Annotated in this window: 14 protein-coding genes, 2 tRNA genes, 2 rRNA genes and 2 riboswitches (2 of these 20 only partly in view); of the genes, 15 read left to right on the top strand and 3 right to left on the bottom strand. The window is 39.3% G+C overall.

The genetic code is table 11. From position 1 onward, the window contains the following. The 8 genes from ACUL40_RS21135 to tsaD form a co-directional block, all read left to right on the top strand. Positions 1-2,442, top strand: a 23S ribosomal RNA gene (locus tag ACUL40_RS21135) (it extends 480 nt beyond the left edge of the window). Between the two features lie 50 nt (positions 2,443-2,492). Next, positions 2,493-2,608, top strand: a 5S ribosomal RNA gene (rrf, locus tag ACUL40_RS21140). Between the two features lie 12 nt (positions 2,609-2,620). Beyond that, positions 2,621-2,697: transfer RNA gene (locus tag ACUL40_RS21145), tRNA-Met, on the top strand. A 3-nt stretch (positions 2,698-2,700) separates the two neighbouring features. Beyond that, a tRNA-Asp gene (locus ACUL40_RS21150) sits at positions 2,701-2,776 on the top strand. A gap of 174 nt (positions 2,777-2,950) precedes the next feature. Then, complete coding sequence (gene tsaE / locus ACUL40_RS21155) at positions 2,951-3,424, top strand: tRNA (adenosine(37)-N6)-threonylcarbamoyltransferase complex ATPase subunit type 1 TsaE (RefSeq protein ID WP_000049642.1); 474 nt, start codon at positions 2,951-2,953, stop codon at positions 3,422-3,424. Then, complete coding sequence (gene tsaB / locus ACUL40_RS21160) at positions 3,405-4,097, top strand: tRNA (adenosine(37)-N6)-threonylcarbamoyltransferase complex dimerization subunit type 1 TsaB (RefSeq protein WP_000865740.1); 693 nt, start codon at positions 3,405-3,407, stop codon at positions 4,095-4,097. The genes tsaE and tsaB overlap by 20 nt, the downstream gene beginning before the upstream one ends. A gap of 13 nt (positions 4,098-4,110) precedes the next feature. Next, complete coding sequence (rimI, locus tag ACUL40_RS21165) at positions 4,111-4,554, top strand: ribosomal protein S18-alanine N-acetyltransferase (protein ID WP_000367190.1); 444 nt, start codon at positions 4,111-4,113, stop codon at positions 4,552-4,554. Further along, entirely contained in the window at positions 4,554-5,570 is a 1,017-nt protein-coding gene (gene tsaD, locus ACUL40_RS21170) for a tRNA (adenosine(37)-N6)-threonylcarbamoyltransferase complex transferase subunit TsaD (RefSeq protein ID WP_000414585.1), read from the top strand. The genes rimI and tsaD overlap by 1 nt, the downstream gene beginning before the upstream one ends. A 480-nt stretch (positions 5,571-6,050) precedes the next feature. On the opposite strand, the gene ACUL40_RS21175 is transcribed toward tsaD, so the two are convergent. Next, a complete protein-coding gene (locus ACUL40_RS21175; RefSeq protein ID WP_218011576.1) occupies positions 6,051-7,976 on the bottom strand; it encodes an ABC-F family ATP-binding cassette domain-containing protein in 1,926 nt (641 codons plus the stop codon). A gap of 187 nt (positions 7,977-8,163) precedes the next feature. Between ACUL40_RS21175 and ACUL40_RS21180 the strand changes: the two genes are divergently transcribed. Then, positions 8,164-8,793: a redox-sensing transcriptional repressor Rex gene (locus ACUL40_RS21180; RefSeq protein WP_000372699.1), complete on the top strand. Its 630-nt coding sequence runs from the start codon at positions 8,164-8,166 to the stop codon at positions 8,791-8,793. A 29-nt stretch (positions 8,794-8,822) separates the two neighbouring features. Here ACUL40_RS21180 and ACUL40_RS21185 read toward each other — a convergent pair whose 3' ends face one another. Both ACUL40_RS21185 and ACUL40_RS21190 read right to left on the bottom strand, forming a co-directional pair. Further along, positions 8,823-9,014 (bottom strand): YdiK family protein, encoded by a 192-nt coding sequence (locus tag ACUL40_RS21185; RefSeq protein WP_001246201.1) that lies wholly within the window; start codon positions 9,012-9,014, stop codon positions 8,823-8,825. Next, positions 9,011-9,760: a CPBP family intramembrane glutamic endopeptidase gene (locus tag ACUL40_RS21190; RefSeq protein ID WP_016125317.1), complete on the bottom strand. Its 750-nt coding sequence runs from the start codon at positions 9,758-9,760 to the stop codon at positions 9,011-9,013. The genes ACUL40_RS21185 and ACUL40_RS21190 overlap by 4 nt, the downstream gene beginning before the upstream one ends. A 389-nt stretch (positions 9,761-10,149) precedes the next feature. Here ACUL40_RS21190 and groES point away from each other — a divergent pair, with 389 nt between their 5' ends. The 6 genes from groES to ampS all read left to right on the top strand — a co-directional run. After that, a complete protein-coding gene (gene groES, locus ACUL40_RS21195; RefSeq protein ID WP_000917311.1) occupies positions 10,150-10,434 on the top strand; it encodes a co-chaperone GroES in 285 nt (94 codons plus the stop codon). Positions 10,435-10,472: 38 nt separating this feature from the next. Then, on the top strand, positions 10,473-12,107 hold the full coding sequence (gene groL, locus ACUL40_RS21200) for a chaperonin GroEL (protein ID WP_001029993.1): 1,635 nt from the start codon (positions 10,473-10,475) through the stop codon (positions 12,105-12,107). Between the two features lie 140 nt (positions 12,108-12,247). Continuing rightward, positions 12,248-12,349, top strand: a riboswitch (purine riboswitch). 164 nt (positions 12,350-12,513) lie between these two features. After that, a complete protein-coding gene (gene guaA, locus ACUL40_RS21205) occupies positions 12,514-14,052 on the top strand; it encodes a glutamine-hydrolyzing GMP synthase (protein ID WP_000743909.1) in 1,539 nt (512 codons plus the stop codon). A gap of 152 nt (positions 14,053-14,204) precedes the next feature. Continuing rightward, a riboswitch (purine riboswitch) is annotated at positions 14,205-14,307 on the top strand. A 129-nt stretch (positions 14,308-14,436) separates the two neighbouring features. Next, positions 14,437-15,762 carry an NCS2 family permease gene (locus tag ACUL40_RS21210; protein ID WP_445423123.1) on the top strand — a complete coding sequence of 442 codons (1,326 nt, stop codon included), beginning with the start codon at positions 14,437-14,439 and terminating at the stop codon, positions 15,760-15,762. Between the two features lie 144 nt (positions 15,763-15,906). After that, positions 15,907-16,608 carry a response regulator transcription factor gene (locus ACUL40_RS21215; RefSeq protein WP_000929885.1) on the top strand — a complete coding sequence of 234 codons (702 nt, stop codon included), beginning with the start codon at positions 15,907-15,909 and terminating at the stop codon, positions 16,606-16,608. Continuing rightward, a protein-coding gene (ampS, locus tag ACUL40_RS21220; protein ID WP_000719223.1) for an aminopeptidase AmpS crosses the window boundary here: on the top strand, positions 16,592-17,500 show its 5' portion. It continues 597 nt past the right edge of the window; 909 of the gene's 1,506 nt are visible here — the first part of the coding sequence; the start codon lies at positions 16,592-16,594; its stop codon lies beyond the right edge, outside the window. The genes ACUL40_RS21215 and ampS overlap by 17 nt, the downstream gene beginning before the upstream one ends.

A 17,500-nucleotide genomic window follows, 5' to 3' on the forward strand; every position in this document is an offset into this window, starting at 1 on the left:
TCCCTAGTGATCGATAGTGAACCAGTACCGTGAGGGAAAGGTGAAAAGCACCCCGGAAGGGGAGTGAAAGAGATCCTGAAACCGTGTGCCTACAAATAGTCAGAGCCCGTTAACGGGTGATGGCGTGCCTTTTGTAGAATGAACCGGCGAGTTACGATCCCGTGCGAGGTTAAGCTGAAGAGGCGGAGCCGCAGCGAAAGCGAGTCTGAATAGGGCGTTTAGTACGTGGTCGTAGACCCGAAACCAGGTGATCTACCCATGTCCAGGGTGAAGTTCAGGTAACACTGAATGGAGGCCCGAACCCACGCACGTTGAAAAGTGCGGGGATGAGGTGTGGGTAGCGGAGAAATTCCAATCGAACCTGGAGATAGCTGGTTCTCCCCGAAATAGCTTTAGGGCTAGCCTTAAGTGTAAGAGTCTTGGAGGTAGAGCACTGATTGGACTAGGGGTCCTCATCGGATTACCGAATTCAGTCAAACTCCGAATGCCAATGACTTATCCTTAGGAGTCAGACTGCGAGTGATAAGATCCGTAGTCAAAAGGGAAACAGCCCAGACCGCCAGCTAAGGTCCCAAAGTGTGTATTAAGTGGAAAAGGATGTGGAGTTGCTTAGACAACTAGGATGTTGGCTTAGAAGCAGCCACCATTTAAAGAGTGCGTAATAGCTCACTAGTCGAGTGACTCTGCGCCGAAAATGTACCGGGGCTAAATACACCACCGAAGCTGCGGATTGATACCAATGGTATCAGTGGTAGGGGAGCGTTCTAAGGACAGTGAAGTCAGACCGGAAGGACTGGTGGAGTGCTTAGAAGTGAGAATGCCGGTATGAGTAGCGAAAGACGGGTGAGAATCCCGTCCACCGAATGCCTAAGGTTTCCTGAGGAAGGCTCGTCCGCTCAGGGTTAGTCAGGACCTAAGCCGAGGCCGACAGGCGTAGGCGATGGACAACAGGTTGATATTCCTGTACCACCTCTTTATCGTTTGAGCAATGGAGGGACGCAGAAGGATAGAAGAAGCGTGCGATTGGTTGTGCACGTCCAAGCAGTTAGGCTGATAAGTAGGCAAATCCGCTTATCGTAAAGGCTGAGCTGTGATGGGGAAGCTCCTTATGGAGCGAAGTCTTTGATTCCCCGCTGCCAAGAAAAGCTTCTAGCGAGATAAAAGGTGCCTGTACCGCAAACCGACACAGGTAGGCGAGGAGAGAATCCTAAGGTGTGCGAGAGAACTCTGGTTAAGGAACTCGGCAAAATGACCCCGTAACTTCGGGAGAAGGGGTGCTTTCTTAACGGAAAGCCGCAGTGAATAGGCCCAAGCGACTGTTTAGCAAAAACACAGCTCTCTGCGAAGCCGTAAGGCGAAGTATAGGGGGTGACACCTGCCCGGTGCTGGAAGGTTAAGGAGAGGGGTTAGCGTAAGCGAAGCTCTGAACTGAAGCCCCAGTAAACGGCGGCCGTAACTATAACGGTCCTAAGGTAGCGAAATTCCTTGTCGGGTAAGTTCCGACCCGCACGAAAGGTGTAACGATTTGGGCACTGTCTCAACCAGAGACTCGGTGAAATTATAGTACCTGTGAAGATGCAGGTTACCCGCGACAGGACGGAAAGACCCCGTGGAGCTTTACTGTAGCCTGATATTGAATTTTGGTACAGTTTGTACAGGATAGGCGGGAGCCATTGAAACCGGAGCGCTAGCTTCGGTGGAGGCGCTGGTGGGATACCGCCCTGACTGTATTGAAATTCTAACCTACGGGTCTTATCGACCCGGGAGACAGTGTCAGGTGGGCAGTTTGACTGGGGCGGTCGCCTCCTAAAGTGTAACGGAGGCGCCCAAAGGTTCCCTCAGAATGGTTGGAAATCATTCGTAGAGTGCAAAGGCATAAGGGAGCTTGACTGCGAGACCTACAAGTCGAGCAGGGACGAAAGTCGGGCTTAGTGATCCGGTGGTTCCGCATGGAAGGGCCATCGCTCAACGGATAAAAGCTACCCCGGGGATAACAGGCTTATCTCCCCCAAGAGTCCACATCGACGGGGAGGTTTGGCACCTCGATGTCGGCTCATCGCATCCTGGGGCTGTAGTCGGTCCCAAGGGTTGGGCTGTTCGCCCATTAAAGCGGTACGCGAGCTGGGTTCAGAACGTCGTGAGACAGTTCGGTCCCTATCCGTCGTGGGCGTAGGAAATTTGAGAGGAGCTGTCCTTAGTACGAGAGGACCGGGATGGACGCACCGCTGGTGTACCAGTTGTTCTGCCAAGGGCATAGCTGGGTAGCTATGTGCGGAAGGGATAAGTGCTGAAAGCATCTAAGCATGAAGCCCCCCTCAAGATGAGATTTCCCATAGCGTAAGCTAGTAAGATCCCTGAAAGATGATCAGGTTGATAGGTTCGAGGTGGAAGCATGGTGACATGTGGAGCTGACGAATACTAATAGATCGAGGACTTAACCATATAATATGTAGCAAATGTTATCTAGTTTTGAAGGAATATACCTTCAATAGTTTGGTGATGATGGCAGAGAGGTCACACCCGTTCCCATACCGAACACGGAAGTTAAGCTCTCTAGCGCCGATGGTAGTTGGGACCTTGTCCCTGTGAGAGTAGGACGTCGCCAAGCTATTTATATTGTCGCGGGGTGGAGCAGCACGGTAGCTCGTCGGGCTCATAACCCGAAGGTCGCAGGTTCAAATCCTGTCCCCGCAACCAAATGGTCCCGTGGTGTAGTGGTTAACATGCCTGCCTGTCACGCAGGAGATCGCCGGTTCGACCCCGGTCGGGACCGCCATTTCATATAAAGAAAAGAACGAAACAAGTTGTTTCGTATTTTTTTATTTGTTTTAACAAAAAACTAATAAAGACAGTCAAACTATCCTTAGGACAACTCCTAAGGACTTTTTTATATATTCAAAACCTGTATAATAAAGAGCAGAGAACATTGTGAGTAAAGTAGGTGAAGTCTGTGAGTAAATATGAAGTAACAACAAAATCTTCTGAGGAAACACAAAGGTTATCAGAAAAACTAGGTGAGCTCGTAGAGGCACAAGACGTAATTATTTTAGAAGGAGATCTTGGAGCTGGTAAGACGACTTTTACAAAGGGACTAGCAAAAGGTCTTGGAGTGAAAAGAGTTGTAAATAGTCCTACCTTTAATATCATTAAAGAATATAAAGGAAGATTACCGCTATATCATATGGACGTGTATCGCTTAGCAGAAAGTGAAGAGGACTTAGGCTTTGATGAATATTTCTACGGTGAAGGAATTACGGTAGTAGAATGGGCTCATTTAATAGAAGCATATTTACCGAATGAAAAGTTACAAATTAGTTTATTCCATGCTGGAGATGACACAAGAAAAATTATACTCGAGCCAATTGGAGATCGCTATATTAGATTATGTGAGGAGCTATTACAAGATGAAAGTACTAGCAATTGATACTTCAAATTACGTAATGGGTGTATCCCTTATTGAGGAAGAAAACGTAATTGGGGAAATCATTACAAATTTAACAAAAAACCATTCTGTACGTCTTATGCCAGCTGTAGAGAAACTGTTAAAAGAATGCGGTGTAAAACCGAAGGAATTAACTAAAATCGTTGTAGCTGCTGGACCTGGATCCTATACAGGTGTTCGTATAGGCGTGACAGCGGCGAAAACATTAGCTTGGTCACTTCAAATACCAATTGTAGGTGTATCAAGTTTAGAGGTAGTAGCTGCAAACGGTGCTAACTTTAACGGGTTAATTTGTCCTTTATTTGATGGAAGACGTGGGCAAATTTATACTGGGTTATATACATATGAAGGAGAGCAGTTAACTTCAATAGAAGAAGACCGAATTATTCTTATTGTAGACTGGTTGCAAATGTTAAAAGATAAAGGACAGCCTGTTTTATTTATCGGTAACGATGTTAAATTGCATAAAGAAACAATTATAGAACATTTAGGTGATCAAGCTGTATTCGCTCCATTTACTAAAAATAACCCAAGACCAAGTGAGCTAGCATTCTTAGGATTACAAAAAGAAGAACAAGATGTGCATACGTTTGTTCCAAGCTATCTTCGTTTAGCTGAAGCTGAAACAAAGTGGTTAGAAAGTCAAAACAAGTAGGAGCTTGCAGAAGATGGATATGATATTTAGAAAGATGGAGCTTGATGATATTGCTCAAATTGTAGCTATTGAAGAAGCGTCTTTTTCAACTCCTTGGACTGCAGATGCCTTTCACCGTGAATTAACGATGAATGAACATGCACATTATATTGTGTTAGAAAAAGATGGTCGTGTAGTCGGGTATTGTGGATTGTGGATAATTATTGATGAATCACATATAACAAATATAGCTATTTTGCCAGAATACCGAGGTCAAAAGTTAGGAGATGCCCTATTGAAAGCAGTTATTTCTGAAGCGAAAGAACTAGGGGTAAAAACAATGACACTTGAAGTACGTGTATCAAATGAAGTAGCAAAGCAGTTATACAGAAAATACGGATTTCAAAATGGTGGGATTCGTAAACGATACTATGCAGACAATCAGGAAGATGGTCTCGTAATGTGGGTGAATATATAATGGAAAAAAATACGATTATACTTGGTATTGAAACAAGTTGTGATGAAACAGCAGTAGCAGTTGTTAAAAATGGAACGGAAATTATTGCGAATGTCGTTGCATCACAAATTGAAAGTCATAAGCGTTTTGGCGGCGTTGTACCAGAGATTGCATCCCGTCATCATGTAGAAGAAATTACAGTTGTGTTAGAAGAAGCTTTAAAGGAAGCAAATATCACATTTGATGATATTGATGCAATTGCTGTAACAGAAGGTCCTGGTTTAGTAGGAGCACTTCTAATTGGAGTAAATGCAGCGAAGGCAGTAGCGTTTGCACATGATATTCCGTTAGTCGGTGTTCATCATATTGCTGGTCATATTTATGCGAACCGTTTAGTAAAAGAAGTTCAATTCCCGTTATTATCACTTGTTGTATCTGGTGGGCATACAGAACTTGTTTATATGAAAGAACATGGTTCATTCGAAGTAATTGGTGAAACACGAGACGATGCAGCTGGAGAAGCATATGATAAAGTAGCTCGTACGTTATCTATGCCATATCCAGGTGGTCCTCATATTGATCGCCTTGCACATGAAGGAGAACCGACAATTGATTTGCCTCGTGCATGGCTAGAACCGGATTCGTATGATTTTAGCTTTAGTGGATTGAAATCAGCAGTTATCAACACTGTGCATAACGCAAAACAGCGCGGTATAGAAATTGCACCAGAAGATTTAGCAGCAAGTTTCCAAGAAAGTGTAATAGATGTACTTGTAACGAAAGCAGCTCGTGCAGCAGAAGCTTATAATGTAAAGCAATTACTTCTTGCTGGTGGAGTAGCTGCTAATAAAGGACTTCGTGCGCGATTAGAAGAGGAATTTGCACAAAAAGAAAACATTGAATTAATTATTCCGCCGCTATCTTTATGCACAGATAATGCAGCGATGATTGCAGCGGCAGGGACAATTGCTTATGAACAAGGTAAGCGTGCAACATTAGCCTTAAATGCAAATCCAGGATTAGATATTGAAGCATAGTTATACACATAATTAACCACAGGTTGTGGATAAAACCCATATTATCTGTTGATAATGTGGGTTTTATTGTGTATATAAAATGTTGATAACTTTTTTATTGACTGTGGATAATGTGGAAAAGTTATTTTGATGTTTATTTTATAAAGGTGGATATGTGTATAAACTTGTGGATAAATAGGTTGATGTCAGACCTTTGAATTTGTTCTTTTTCGGGAAATAAAAAGCAAGAAGATATCCCCGAAAAACATTTTGAAACATCTCCCCATTATAGAAGATGCTAATATTGTCAATCTTTGTCGTTAAAACGATATTTCGTGTCGAATTGTTAATATATATAGGGTTACAATAGATATATTTAAAAAATCGTTAGTATATTCTAAGTTACGATAGATATATTCAAAAAATTGTTTAAGTAATAAAAAAAGATGTCACATAGTCAAAAGTCCTGACTTATGAGACATCTTCCTTATTTAAATATGCTTATACATGCAGCTCTTCCCATTCTGCCATACAAGTTTCAAGTTGTTCTTGTAGCGTTTGCTTTTTAGTTGTAATTTCACTAGCTTTTTCATAATCTGCATATATTTCTGGTAAGCAAAGTTGATCTTCTAACGTAGCAATTTCTTCTTCTAATTCCACTATACTTTGTTCTAGCTCTTCAATTTTTCTAGTGCGTTGACGCTCTAGTTTTTTACGCTCTTTTTCTTCTAAATAATTTAATTTCTCTTGTGCAATCACCTTTTGAACAGGAACGTCACTTTCTTGCTGTTCAAGTTCTGCACGTTCAATCATTTCATTTTTCTTTTCAACGTAGTAATCGTAATCCCCTAAATATTCCTGTGCACCTTCTGTTGATAACTCAACCACAGTCGTTGTTACACGGTTAATAAAGTAGCGGTCATGTGAGACGAATAGAAGAGTCCCTGGGTAATCAATTAAAGCATTCTCCAAAATCTCTTTACTATTTAAATCAAGGTGGTTCGTAGGCTCATCTAGAATTAACAAATTTGACTTTTGCATCATAAGTTTTGCAAGAGCTAATCGAGCTTTTTGTCCACCACTAAGGGAAGATACTGGTTTCAGTACATCATCTCCTGTGAATAAAAAATTCCCAAGTATAGTACGGATTTCTTTTTCCGGTTGCAGTGGATATTCATCCCATAGTTCATTTAAAACCCGTTTAGAAGATGTTAAGTTTGCTTGTTCTTGATCATAATAACCAACAGATACATTTGATCCGAAAGAAACATCACCATTTAATAGTGGTAACTTATTCACAATGGATTTTAACAATGTGGATTTCCCAATTCCGTTTGGACCAACTAAAGCAACACTATCTCCGCGAGTTAAGCGCATAGTTACATGTTCAATTATAGGGTTTTCATCATAGCCGATGGTTGCATCATTTACTTGTAAAACATCATTTCCACTTTGTTTTTCAATATCGAAGTGGAATGATGCTGACTTAGAATCCCCTAATGGTCTCGTTAATAATTCCATTCTGTCTAGTTGTTTCCGGCGACTTTGAGCACGTTTCGTTGTAGAAGCGCGAGCTATATTCTTTTGAACGAAGTCCTCAAGTTTTGCGATTTCATCTTGTTGTTTTTCGTAACGTTTCATTTCTTGCTCATATAATGCTGATTTTAAGTCTAAATATTTACTGTAGTTACCAACAAATCGTCTGCTTTCTTTATTCGAAATTTCATATACTTGTGTAACGAGTTTGTCTAAGAAATAACGGTCATGTGAGACGATTAATATTGCGCCAGGATAACCTTGCAAATATTGCTCAAGCCATGTTAATGTTTCGATGTCTAAATGGTTTGTAGGCTCGTCCAAAATAAGTAAGTCTGGTTTTGTTAATAATAATTTCCCGAGAGCTAATCTTGTTTTTTGCCCGCCGCTTAAAGTAGAGATCGTCGTCTGGTGCGTTTCAACTGGGAAGCCAAGGCCGCTTAAAATGGAGCGAATATCCGCTTCATATTGATATCCACCTTGATCTTTATAATTGAGTTGTAGTTGGTCATAATCAGCTAACAATCTTTCATATGTAGCTTCGTTTGAAAAGTTTTCTTCTTTTCCCATTTCTTGCTCAAGCCTTCGAAGTTTTGTCTCCATTTGCTGTAAGTGGGTAAAGACGGTTAGCATTTCATCCCAAATTGTTAAAGACGTTTCTAGTCCAGTATTTTGAGCTAAATATCCGATTGAGACATCTTTCGGTTTTATAATTTCGCCACCATCATGAGATAATTCACCAGCGATAATTTTTAATAATGTAGATTTTCCTGCTCCATTCCTTCCAACTAATGCGATACGATCTTTTGTTTGTACTTCCAATTTTATGTTTGCAAGAATCGTTTCTGCACCGTATAATTTCGAAAGCGCGTTTACTTGTAATAAAATCAATGTTTTCACCTCAAATAATTTCTTAACTTTGCCATGTTTATATTTCTCAATCATACTAAAAATAGTGTATAGTTTAAAATAAAGAGAGAATACTTCTTCTCTTTATTATACAAGGAATTTAATGAGTGCTAAACTTCTGTATTTGATTAAAGTATATGAATAAAGATAGGAAGAGAGGAGAGGTCATATGGATCAGCAAAAGATTCCACAAGCCACTGCTAAAAGATTGCCTCTATACTATCGATTTATCCAAAACTTATCTCTTTCTGGTAAGCAGCGTGTTTCATCGGCCGAATTGAGTGAGGCAGTAAAAGTAGATTCCGCAACAATACGAAGAGATTTTTCGTATTTTGGAGCGTTAGGGAAAAAGGGATATGGATATAACGTAAATTATTTATTATCATTTTTCCGCGAAACACTTGATCAAGATGATATAACACGTGTAGCACTTATTGGAGTAGGTAATTTAGGGACCGCTTTCTTACATTATAATTTCACGAAAAACAATAATACAAAAATTGAAATGGCATTTGATGTTAGTGAAGAGAAAGTTGGAACAGAAATCGGGGGCATTCCTGTATATCATTTAGATGAATTAGAAGAGAGATTATCAAATGATATACAAGTGGCAATATTAACAGTACCGGCTACAGTAGCACAAGCTGTAGCAGATAGATTAGCTGAAACAAGCGTGCACGGTATTTTGAATTTCACACCAGCGCGATTAAACGTATCAGAGAATATTAGAATTCATCATATTGACTTAGCTGTAGAGTTACAAACATTAGTTTACTTTTTGAAAAACTATCCACAATAAAACGCAGAGGAAGCGACCTCTGCGTTTTATTATTGTTTCTTCTTTGTGAATTTAACTAATATAAGGCGAAGTGCCAAATTAAAATCAATTGTTGCCATAACTGCAAATAGTATTGTCCACATATTCCAGATTGTATCTGTCACGTTCGTAATGGCGAAGCGTGTAAAGATACATCCAAGAAGGAAGTATAGTGCAGCCATGAACAATGGTGAGTTTCTCATACAAAAAATCCTCCGATAAAGCCTTGCATTTTTTCAGCTTCTTTAATCATTTCTTGAATTTGTTCATTGCTCATAAAAATTTGCCCAATAGCGACTAATGTATTCATCGCAACATGAGCTGCAATCGGAACGATAATACGTTTCGTCTTCACATATAAGAAGGCAAATACGAGCCCCATAGCAGTGTATACCAATAAGTGAGTAAAATCAAAATGAATTGCTGCGAATACAAGCGAACTAATGATAGCTGCGATAAAGAAGTTAAACTTCTTATAAAGCGTGCCGAATAGAATTTTTCTAAATACGATTTCTTCTAAGATAGGTCCAATTATAGAAACAACAATAAGGAACCAAGGTGTCGTTCTTGCAATTTCCATAAGTTTCATTGTATTTTCTGAACCTTGTTTAATTCCTAGCAGCTGCATCTCGATCATACCGGCAACTATTTGTGAAAAGAAAGCTAAGAAGAACCCGATAAAAATCCATCCAATAGTAGCTGGAACAGAAGAGCGCATTGCATCTAAATGCCTGTCACGAATATCTGTTCTAAGTAACCAAAGTACGATACATAATGCAACAAAGAAGCTAATAATTGCCCAGTGTCCTGTTATGATTTGTCCTTTTTCCTCAATGGTAAATCCTCTATTATCATAGAGTCCTGTTTTTAGGAGAAGTGGTAATCCAACAACGCCAGATAACTGCATTAAAATGTATGTAACGATAATCCACCAGTATTGTTTCTTCAAATGGTTTAACCATCCTTTCTAACTATAGTGTATGAGATAAGTTAGGATAACATGTAAATATGCTACCTACGATATAAACCTCTTGAATTATGTTTTTTTCGTAAATCCTTATTTGAAATTATAATAGAAGACAGGAGAAAGTTGTATGTGTAGCGAAAACAACTTAGGGTGTCCTTTCATATTGTAACATACGAGCAGTGGAAACAACGATTCATATAGTAAAGGCAGTATTGTATATAGAAAGTTTATATAGTGATTTGCGAAAAAATTATGATTTTTTTACTTGCAAAAGAAATTGAGATTATTTATTATTATAAGTGTGTTAGCACTCGGATGACTTGAGTGCTAATAAAAGAAATTTACATAACAAAATGAGGAGGTTATTGTTCATGCTAAAGCCATTAGGTGATCGCGTTGTAATTGAGCTTGTTCAAGCAGAAGAAAAAACAGCAAGTGGTATCGTATTACCAGATACTGCAAAAGAAAAACCACAAGAGGGTAAAGTTGTTGCAGTAGGTACTGGTCGAGTGCTTGAGAATGGTGAGCGTGTTGCTTTAGAGGTAGCAGCAGGTGATCTTATCATCTTCTCAAAATATGCAGGTACTGAAGTGAAATATGAAGGTACAGACTACTTGATTTTACGTGAAAGTGACATTTTAGCAGTTATCGGTTAATTATATAAATCTTAAAAAATCCAAGGGGGTCAATTATTATGGCAAAAGATATTAAATTTAGTGAAGAAGCACGTCGTTCGATGCTTCGCGGTGTCGACACTCTTGCAAACGCAGTAAAAGTTACGCTTGGACCAAAAGGTCGTAACGTTGTACTTGAGAAAAAATTTGGTTCACCACTTATTACAAATGATGGTGTAACAATCGCAAAAGAAATCGAATTAGAAGATGCATTCGAAAACATGGGTGCGAAATTAGTAGCAGAAGTTGCTAGCAAAACAAATGACGTAGCTGGTGACGGAACAACAACTGCAACTGTATTAGCGCAAGCTATGATTCGTGAAGGTCTTAAAAACGTAACAGCTGGTGCGAACCCAATGGGTCTTCGTAAAGGTATCGAAAAAGCTGTTACTGCTGCAATTGAAGAATTAAAAACGATTTCTAAACCAATCGAAGGCAAATCTTCTATCGCACAAGTAGCTGCTATTTCTGCAGCTGACGAAGAAGTAGGTCAATTAATCGCTGAAGCAATGGAGCGCGTTGGTAACGACGGCGTTATTACTTTAGAAGAGTCTAAAGGATTCACAACAGAATTAGACGTAGTAGAAGGTATGCAATTTGATCGTGGATATGCATCTCCTTACATGATTACTGATTCTGACAAAATGGAAGCAGTTCTTGATAACCCATACATCTTAATTACTGACAAAAAGATTTCTAACATTCAAGAAATCTTACCAGTATTAGAGCAAGTGGTACAACAAGGTAAACCACTTCTTATCATTGCTGAAGATGTAGAAGGCGAAGCTTTAGCTACATTAGTAGTGAACAAACTTCGTGGTACATTCAACGTAGTAGCTGTTAAAGCTCCTGGATTTGGTGACCGTCGTAAAGCAATGCTAGAAGATATCGCAATCTTAACAGGTGGCGAAGTAATCACTGAAGAATTAGGTCGTGACTTAAAATCTGCTACAGTTGAATCTTTAGGACGCGCTGGTAAAGTTGTTGTTACAAAAGAAAACACAACTGTAGTTGAAGGTGTAGGAAGCACAGAACAAATCGAAGCTCGCATCGGTCAAATCCGTGCGCAATTAGAAGAAACAACTTCTGAATTCGATCGTGAAAAATTACAAGAGCGTCTTGCTAAACTAGCAGGTGGCGTAGCAGTAATTAAAGTAGGTGCAGCAACTGAAACTGAGTTAAAAGAGCGCAAACTTCGCATTGAAGATGCACTTAACTCAACTCGTGCAGCAGTAGAAGAAGGTATCGTTGCAGGTGGTGGTACTTCACTTATGAACGTATACACAAAAGTAGCTTCTATCGTAGCTGAAGGCGACGAAGCAACAGGTATCAACATCGTACTTCGCGCACTAGAAGAGCCAGTTCGTCAAATCGCAATCAACGCTGGTCTAGAAGGATCTGTAGTTGTAGAGCGTCTAAAAGGCGAAAAAGTAGGCGTTGGTTTCAACGCAGCTACTGGCGAATGGGTTAACATGCTTGAGTCTGGTATCGTAGATCCAGCTAAAGTAACTCGTTCTGCACTTCAAAACGCAGCATCTGTTGCAGCTATGTTCTTAACAACTGAAGCTGTAGTTGCTGACAAGCCAGAACCAAATGCACCAGCAATGCCTGACATGGGCGGCATGGGCATGGGCGGTATGGGCGGAATGATGTAATTCCGTTTGTCCTAAAAAACATCCATTTCTATATAGAAATGGATGTTTTTTTATGTTTTTTAGAAAAGGAAATGAATTTCTGTAGAATTTTGTCGCTTTCTCTCTTGACCATATTGATACTTCATTGTTAGAATCTAGGAAGATAATATAAAACGATCCTTCATATATCCTCAATGATATGGTTTGAGAGTCTCTACCGGGTTACCGTAAACAACCTGACTATGAAGGCAGTGTGTCTTATATTTATAAAGAGCGGAGACTATCTTTCTTTATAAAGCCAGACCCCTGCCTTTTCTTTGTTATGAGACTAGAGGCGGAGGACTGGCTTTTTTTATTATATTGGTAATGCTTTTCGCCAAATTGGTGAAAATATTTATATACGAGAACTAACGTTGGGGTGATTATTTTGAAGAAACAACACGATACAATTATCGTTTTAGATTTTGGAAGTCAATACAATCAGTTAATAGCACGTCGAATTCGTGAGTTCGGTGTATACAGTGAACTTCATCCACATACAATTACTGCAGAAGAAATTAAAGCAATGAATCCAAAAGGGATTATTTTCTCTGGTGGACCAAATAGTGTATACGGTGAAGGTGCATTACATTGTGATGAAAAAATCTTTGAACTAGGTTTACCAATCTTCGGTATTTGTTACGGTATGCAGCTTATGACGCAACACTTCGGTGGTAAAGTAGAGCGTGCAAATCACCGTGAGTACGGAAAAGCTGTTCTTAAAGTAGAGAACGAATCAAAATTATATGCGAACCTTCCAGAAGAGCAAGTTGTATGGATGAGCCATGGCGACTTAGTAACTGGTTTACCTGAAGGATTCGTAGTAGATGCAACAAGTGAGTCTTGCCCAATTGCTGGTATGAGCAATGAAGCGAAAAACTTATACGGTGTACAATTCCACCCAGAAGTACGTCACTCTGAGCACGGTAACGATTTAATTAAAAACTTCGTATTCGGTGTATGTGGTTGTTCTGAAGGATGGAACATGGAGAACTTTATTGAAGTAGAATTAGAAAAGATTCGTGAAACTGTTGGAGACAAAAAAGTACTATGCGCACTTAGTGGCGGTGTAGACTCTTCTGTTGTAGCAGTATTAATTCATAAAGCAATTGGTGATCAATTAACATGTATTTTCGTTGACCACGGTTTACTTCGTAAAGGTGAAGCAGAAGGCGTTATGAAAACATTTAGCGAAGGCTTCCATATGAACGTTATTAAAGTGGATGCAAGAGACCGCTTCATGGACAAGTTAAAAGGTGTAGAAGATCCAGAACAAAAACGTAAAATCATCGGTAACGAATTCATTTACGTATTTGATGATGAAGCGTCAAAATTACAAGGTATGGACTTCTTAGCGCAAGGTACACTTTACACAGATATCGTTGAGAGTGGTACAGCAACTGCGCAAACAATTAAATCTCACCATAACGTTGGTGGACTTCCAGAAGACATGCAGTTCAAATTAATTGAGCCTTTAAACACGTTATTTAAAGACGAAGTACGTGTATTAGGATCTGAATTAGGAATTCCTGATGAAATCGTATGGCGTCAACCATTCCCAGGACCGGGTCTTGGTATTCGTGTATTAGGTGAAATCACAGAAGAGAAATTAGAAATCGTTCGTGAATCTGATGCGATTTTACGTGAAGAAATTATTAAAGCGGGCTTAGACCGTGAAATCTGGCAATACTTCACTGCGCTTCCTGGTATGCGTAGCGTAGGTGTTATGGGTGACGAGCGTACTTACGATTACACAGTAGGTATCCGTGCGGTAACATCTATCGACGGTATGACAGCTGACTGGGCACGTATCCCTTGGGACGTATTAGAGAAAATCTCTGTACGTATCGTAAACGAAGTAAAACACGTTAACCGTATCGTGTATGATGTAACGAGTAAGCCACCAGCAACTATTGAGTGGGAATAGTATTTATAAAAAGGTCCATCTATTGCTTATACATAGGTGGATCTTTTTTATTTTGGTGTTAATACGAACAAAACTATAAAAGTTTATAAAAACGTTCGTTTTTAAATTGACAAAACTACTTCGTCGAGTTAATATGATTATGTAATTCAAACAAAAAGTGAATATTATAGCCGTCGTATAATATCGGGGATATGGCCCGAAAGTTTCTACCTAGCTACCGTAAATGGCTTGACTACGAGGCGTTTTTATAAAGGTGAGGGGAATCTTATCTTTATTCATAGAACGCTTCCATGTATATATGCAATGGAAGCCTTTTTTGTTTCTCGGGATAAAAGAGGGCTAGGAGAAATACGGCGAGTAATCATATAACGGGGGAAACGTAGGATGAAACGCTATTTTCAGTTTGATGAGCTCGGTACGAATTATAAGACTGAGTTCATAGCAGGGTTAACGACATTTCTATCTATGGCTTACGTACTATTTGTCAATCCTGCTACGCTGTCGCTTGGAAATGTTAAAGGGTTACCACCAGGTACAGGGATGGATCCAGGTGCAGTATTCGTTGCTACGGCATTAGCGGCAGCGATCGGTTCGTTAATTATGGGTATTTTCGCGAAGTATCCAATTGCTTTAGCGCCAGGTATGGGAATTAACGCGTTCTTTGCTTATACAGCAGTGTTAACGATGGGGATTCCATGGCAAACAGCAATTGCCGGAACATTAATGTCAGGTATTATCTTTATTATTCTTACTGCTTCAGGTATTCGTGAAAAAATCATCAATGCAATTCCATCGGAGTTAAAGTTTGCAGTAGCAGCAGGTATCGGATTGTTCATTGCATTTCTTGGATTCCAAAATGCCGGAATTATCGTGAAGAATGATGCAGTTCTTGTTGGGTTGGGGGACTTAACAAAGGGTACAACGTTACTAGCAATCTTCGGGGTTGTTACTACGATCATCTTCATGATTAAGAAAATTAATGGTGCAGTATTTTACGGTATGATTCTTACAGCGATCTTAGGAGTAGCAACAGGATTAATTGATACTCCGAAAGCTGTGGTGGGAGCAATACCGAGTCTAGAACCAACGTTCGGCGTGGCGTTAACGCACTTCGGAGATATTTTCACAGTTCAAATGGGGATTGTTATTATAACGTTCTTCTTTATCGATTTCTTTGATACAGCAGGTACGCTTGTAGCGGTTGCAAATCAAGCAGGATTAATGAAGAACAATAAATTACCACGTGCAGGAAAAGCGTTATTTGCAGATGCGATTGCAACTGTAATTGGTGCGATCTTGGGTACATCAACAACAACGTCTTACATTGAATCGTCTGCAGGGGTAGCAGCAGGAGGACGTTCTGGATTTACAGCAGTTGTAACAGCAGGATTCTTTTTACTGGCACTATTCTTCTCGCCATTACTAAGTGTTGTAACGCCAGCTGTAACGGCGCCGGCTTTAATTATTGTAGGAATCTTGATGGTTTCTTCCTTAGGGGAAATTGATTGGAAGAAATTCGAGATTGCAGTGCCAGCATTCTTTACAATTATCTCTATGCCACTTACGTATAGTATCGCAACTGGGATTGCGATTGGATTTATCTTCTATCCAATTACAATGGTTGTGAGTGGTCGTCGTAAAGAGGTTCATCCGATTATGTATGTTATGGGAGTTTTATTCGTACTATATTTCATCTACGTTCGTAAATAAAAGGGGTTTTTTAAAGGTCTAGACTTAAGGGGAGTCTAGACCTTTTTTGCGTCTTCAGAAAATCTTAAGGATTTCCGAGCGTTTTTCTTCAGAAGTTTTCCTATAATAGAAGTTAGGGATTAAAAAAGTGATGGGGGAGATATTGTGGCACACGAAACAATACTTGTCGTAGATGATGAAAAAGAAATTCGGAATTTAATTACAATCTATTTAAAGAATGAAGGATATAAAGTATTACAAGCAGGAGACGGAGAAGAAGGATTACGTCTATTGGAAGAAAATGAAGTACATCTAGTCGTATTAGATATTATGATGCCGAAAGTGGATGGTATTCATATGTGTATGAAGGTAAGGGAAGCGAAAGAAATGCCTATTATTATGCTTTCTGCCAAAACGCAAGATATGGATAAGATTTTAGGATTAACAACAGGGGCAGATGATTATGTAACGAAGCCGTTTAATCCGTTAGAGCTAATTGCACGAATTAAATCTCAGTTACGCCGTTATATGAAAATGAATGGTTTCGCTATTCAAAATGAGGACGAGTTAGAAATTGGGGAGATGAAAATCAACATCTCGACCCATAAAGTTATTGTAGAGGGAGAAGAAGTGAAACTAACTCCGAGGGAATTTTCAATTTTAGAATTGCTAGCTAGAAATCCAGGTATGGTGTTTAGTGCGGAGCAAATTTATGAAAAGGTGTGGAACGAACGATCTTTCCAGTCTGATAATACTGTAATGGTGCATATTCGAAAAGTGCGTGAAAAGATTGAGGAGAATCCAAGGAAACCTAGATATATAAAAACAGTATGGGGAGTGGGGTATAAGATTGAAAAAGATATTTAATCCGTTTACTTATATAAGGAAAATAAGACAATTAATTGAGAAATTAGTAAAGAGCGTACGAAAGAGTATAAGGATTCAATTGATTACTACTTTTGCTGCTTGTGCGTTATTAGGAGTTTTGTCAGCAAAGGCAGCAGCACCGTTTTTTGAGAATGCGAATCGTCAAGCAACTATCGATTATCGGGCTGGTATGGAACAAATTAATCACCAAGCTCAAGGAGCGGCAAATAGTTCGGTTCATGAAAATAAATTAGAAGCTATATCAAATATGATCGAAATGGAGAACCAAAATTTAGAGCAAGGGTCTAGAGCTTTGAAGATATTGGTTACTGATGAAAGTGGTAAAGTTTTATATAAAACAAAGCAAGCGCAAGAAGAGCAAATCGATTTGCATAATACGATTCGTAATGCAGCATCATTCGCGATTAATTATACAGATGGTAGAAATGTATTTGAAAGTACAAGAAAAGAGTTTATATCTTTTTCACCTATTACTATTGAAGGAAAGAATTTGTACATGTTTGTTAGTGGAATTCCAGAGGGAGAGGTAATATATGATACGCAAGAAGGACCATTCCCATTTTTAATTGGTGTACTTGTATTCATTTTCTCTTTCTTCTATATAACAAAGAGAAAGATGAAGCAGATTGAAGCAATGGCACAAGGCGTAAAGGAAATAGAAAGAGGTAACTTAGCCTACCGCATTGAGAAAAAAGGTGAAGATGAGATTGCAGCTTTAACGGAGAATATTAATAATATGGCAGAAGAGCTTATGAATAATATAGAAAAGGAACGTAAATTAGAAAAGCAAAAGAATGAGCTTATCACAAATGTATCGCATGATTTGCGTACACCACTTACTTCTATTATGGGTTACTTACGATTACTTCGA

Source organism: Bacillus sp. KNSH39, assembly GCF_052656585.1.

Bases quoted from the DNA above. Each gene is read 5' to 3' on its own strand.
- groES (WP_000917311.1), top strand. From the start codon at position 10,150: ATGCTAAAGCCATTAGGTGATCGCGTTGTAATTGAGCTTGTTCAAGCA.
- groL (WP_001029993.1), top strand. From the start codon at position 10,473: ATGGCAAAAGATATTAAATTTAGTGAAGAAGCACGTCGTTCGATGCTT.
- ACUL40_RS21185 (WP_001246201.1), bottom strand. From the start codon at position 9,014: ATGAGAAACTCACCATTGTTCATGGCTGCACTATACTTCCTTCTTGGA.
- rimI (WP_000367190.1), top strand. From the start codon at position 4,111: ATGGATATGATATTTAGAAAGATGGAGCTTGATGATATTGCTCAAATT.
- ACUL40_RS21180 (WP_000372699.1), top strand. From the start codon at position 8,164: ATGGATCAGCAAAAGATTCCACAAGCCACTGCTAAAAGATTGCCTCTA.
- tsaB (WP_000865740.1), top strand. From the start codon at position 3,405: ATGAAAGTACTAGCAATTGATACTTCAAATTACGTAATGGGTGTATCC.
- tsaD (WP_000414585.1), top strand. From the start codon at position 4,554: ATGGAAAAAAATACGATTATACTTGGTATTGAAACAAGTTGTGATGAA.
- ACUL40_RS21210 (WP_445423123.1), top strand. From the start codon at position 14,437: ATGAAACGCTATTTTCAGTTTGATGAGCTCGGTACGAATTATAAGACT.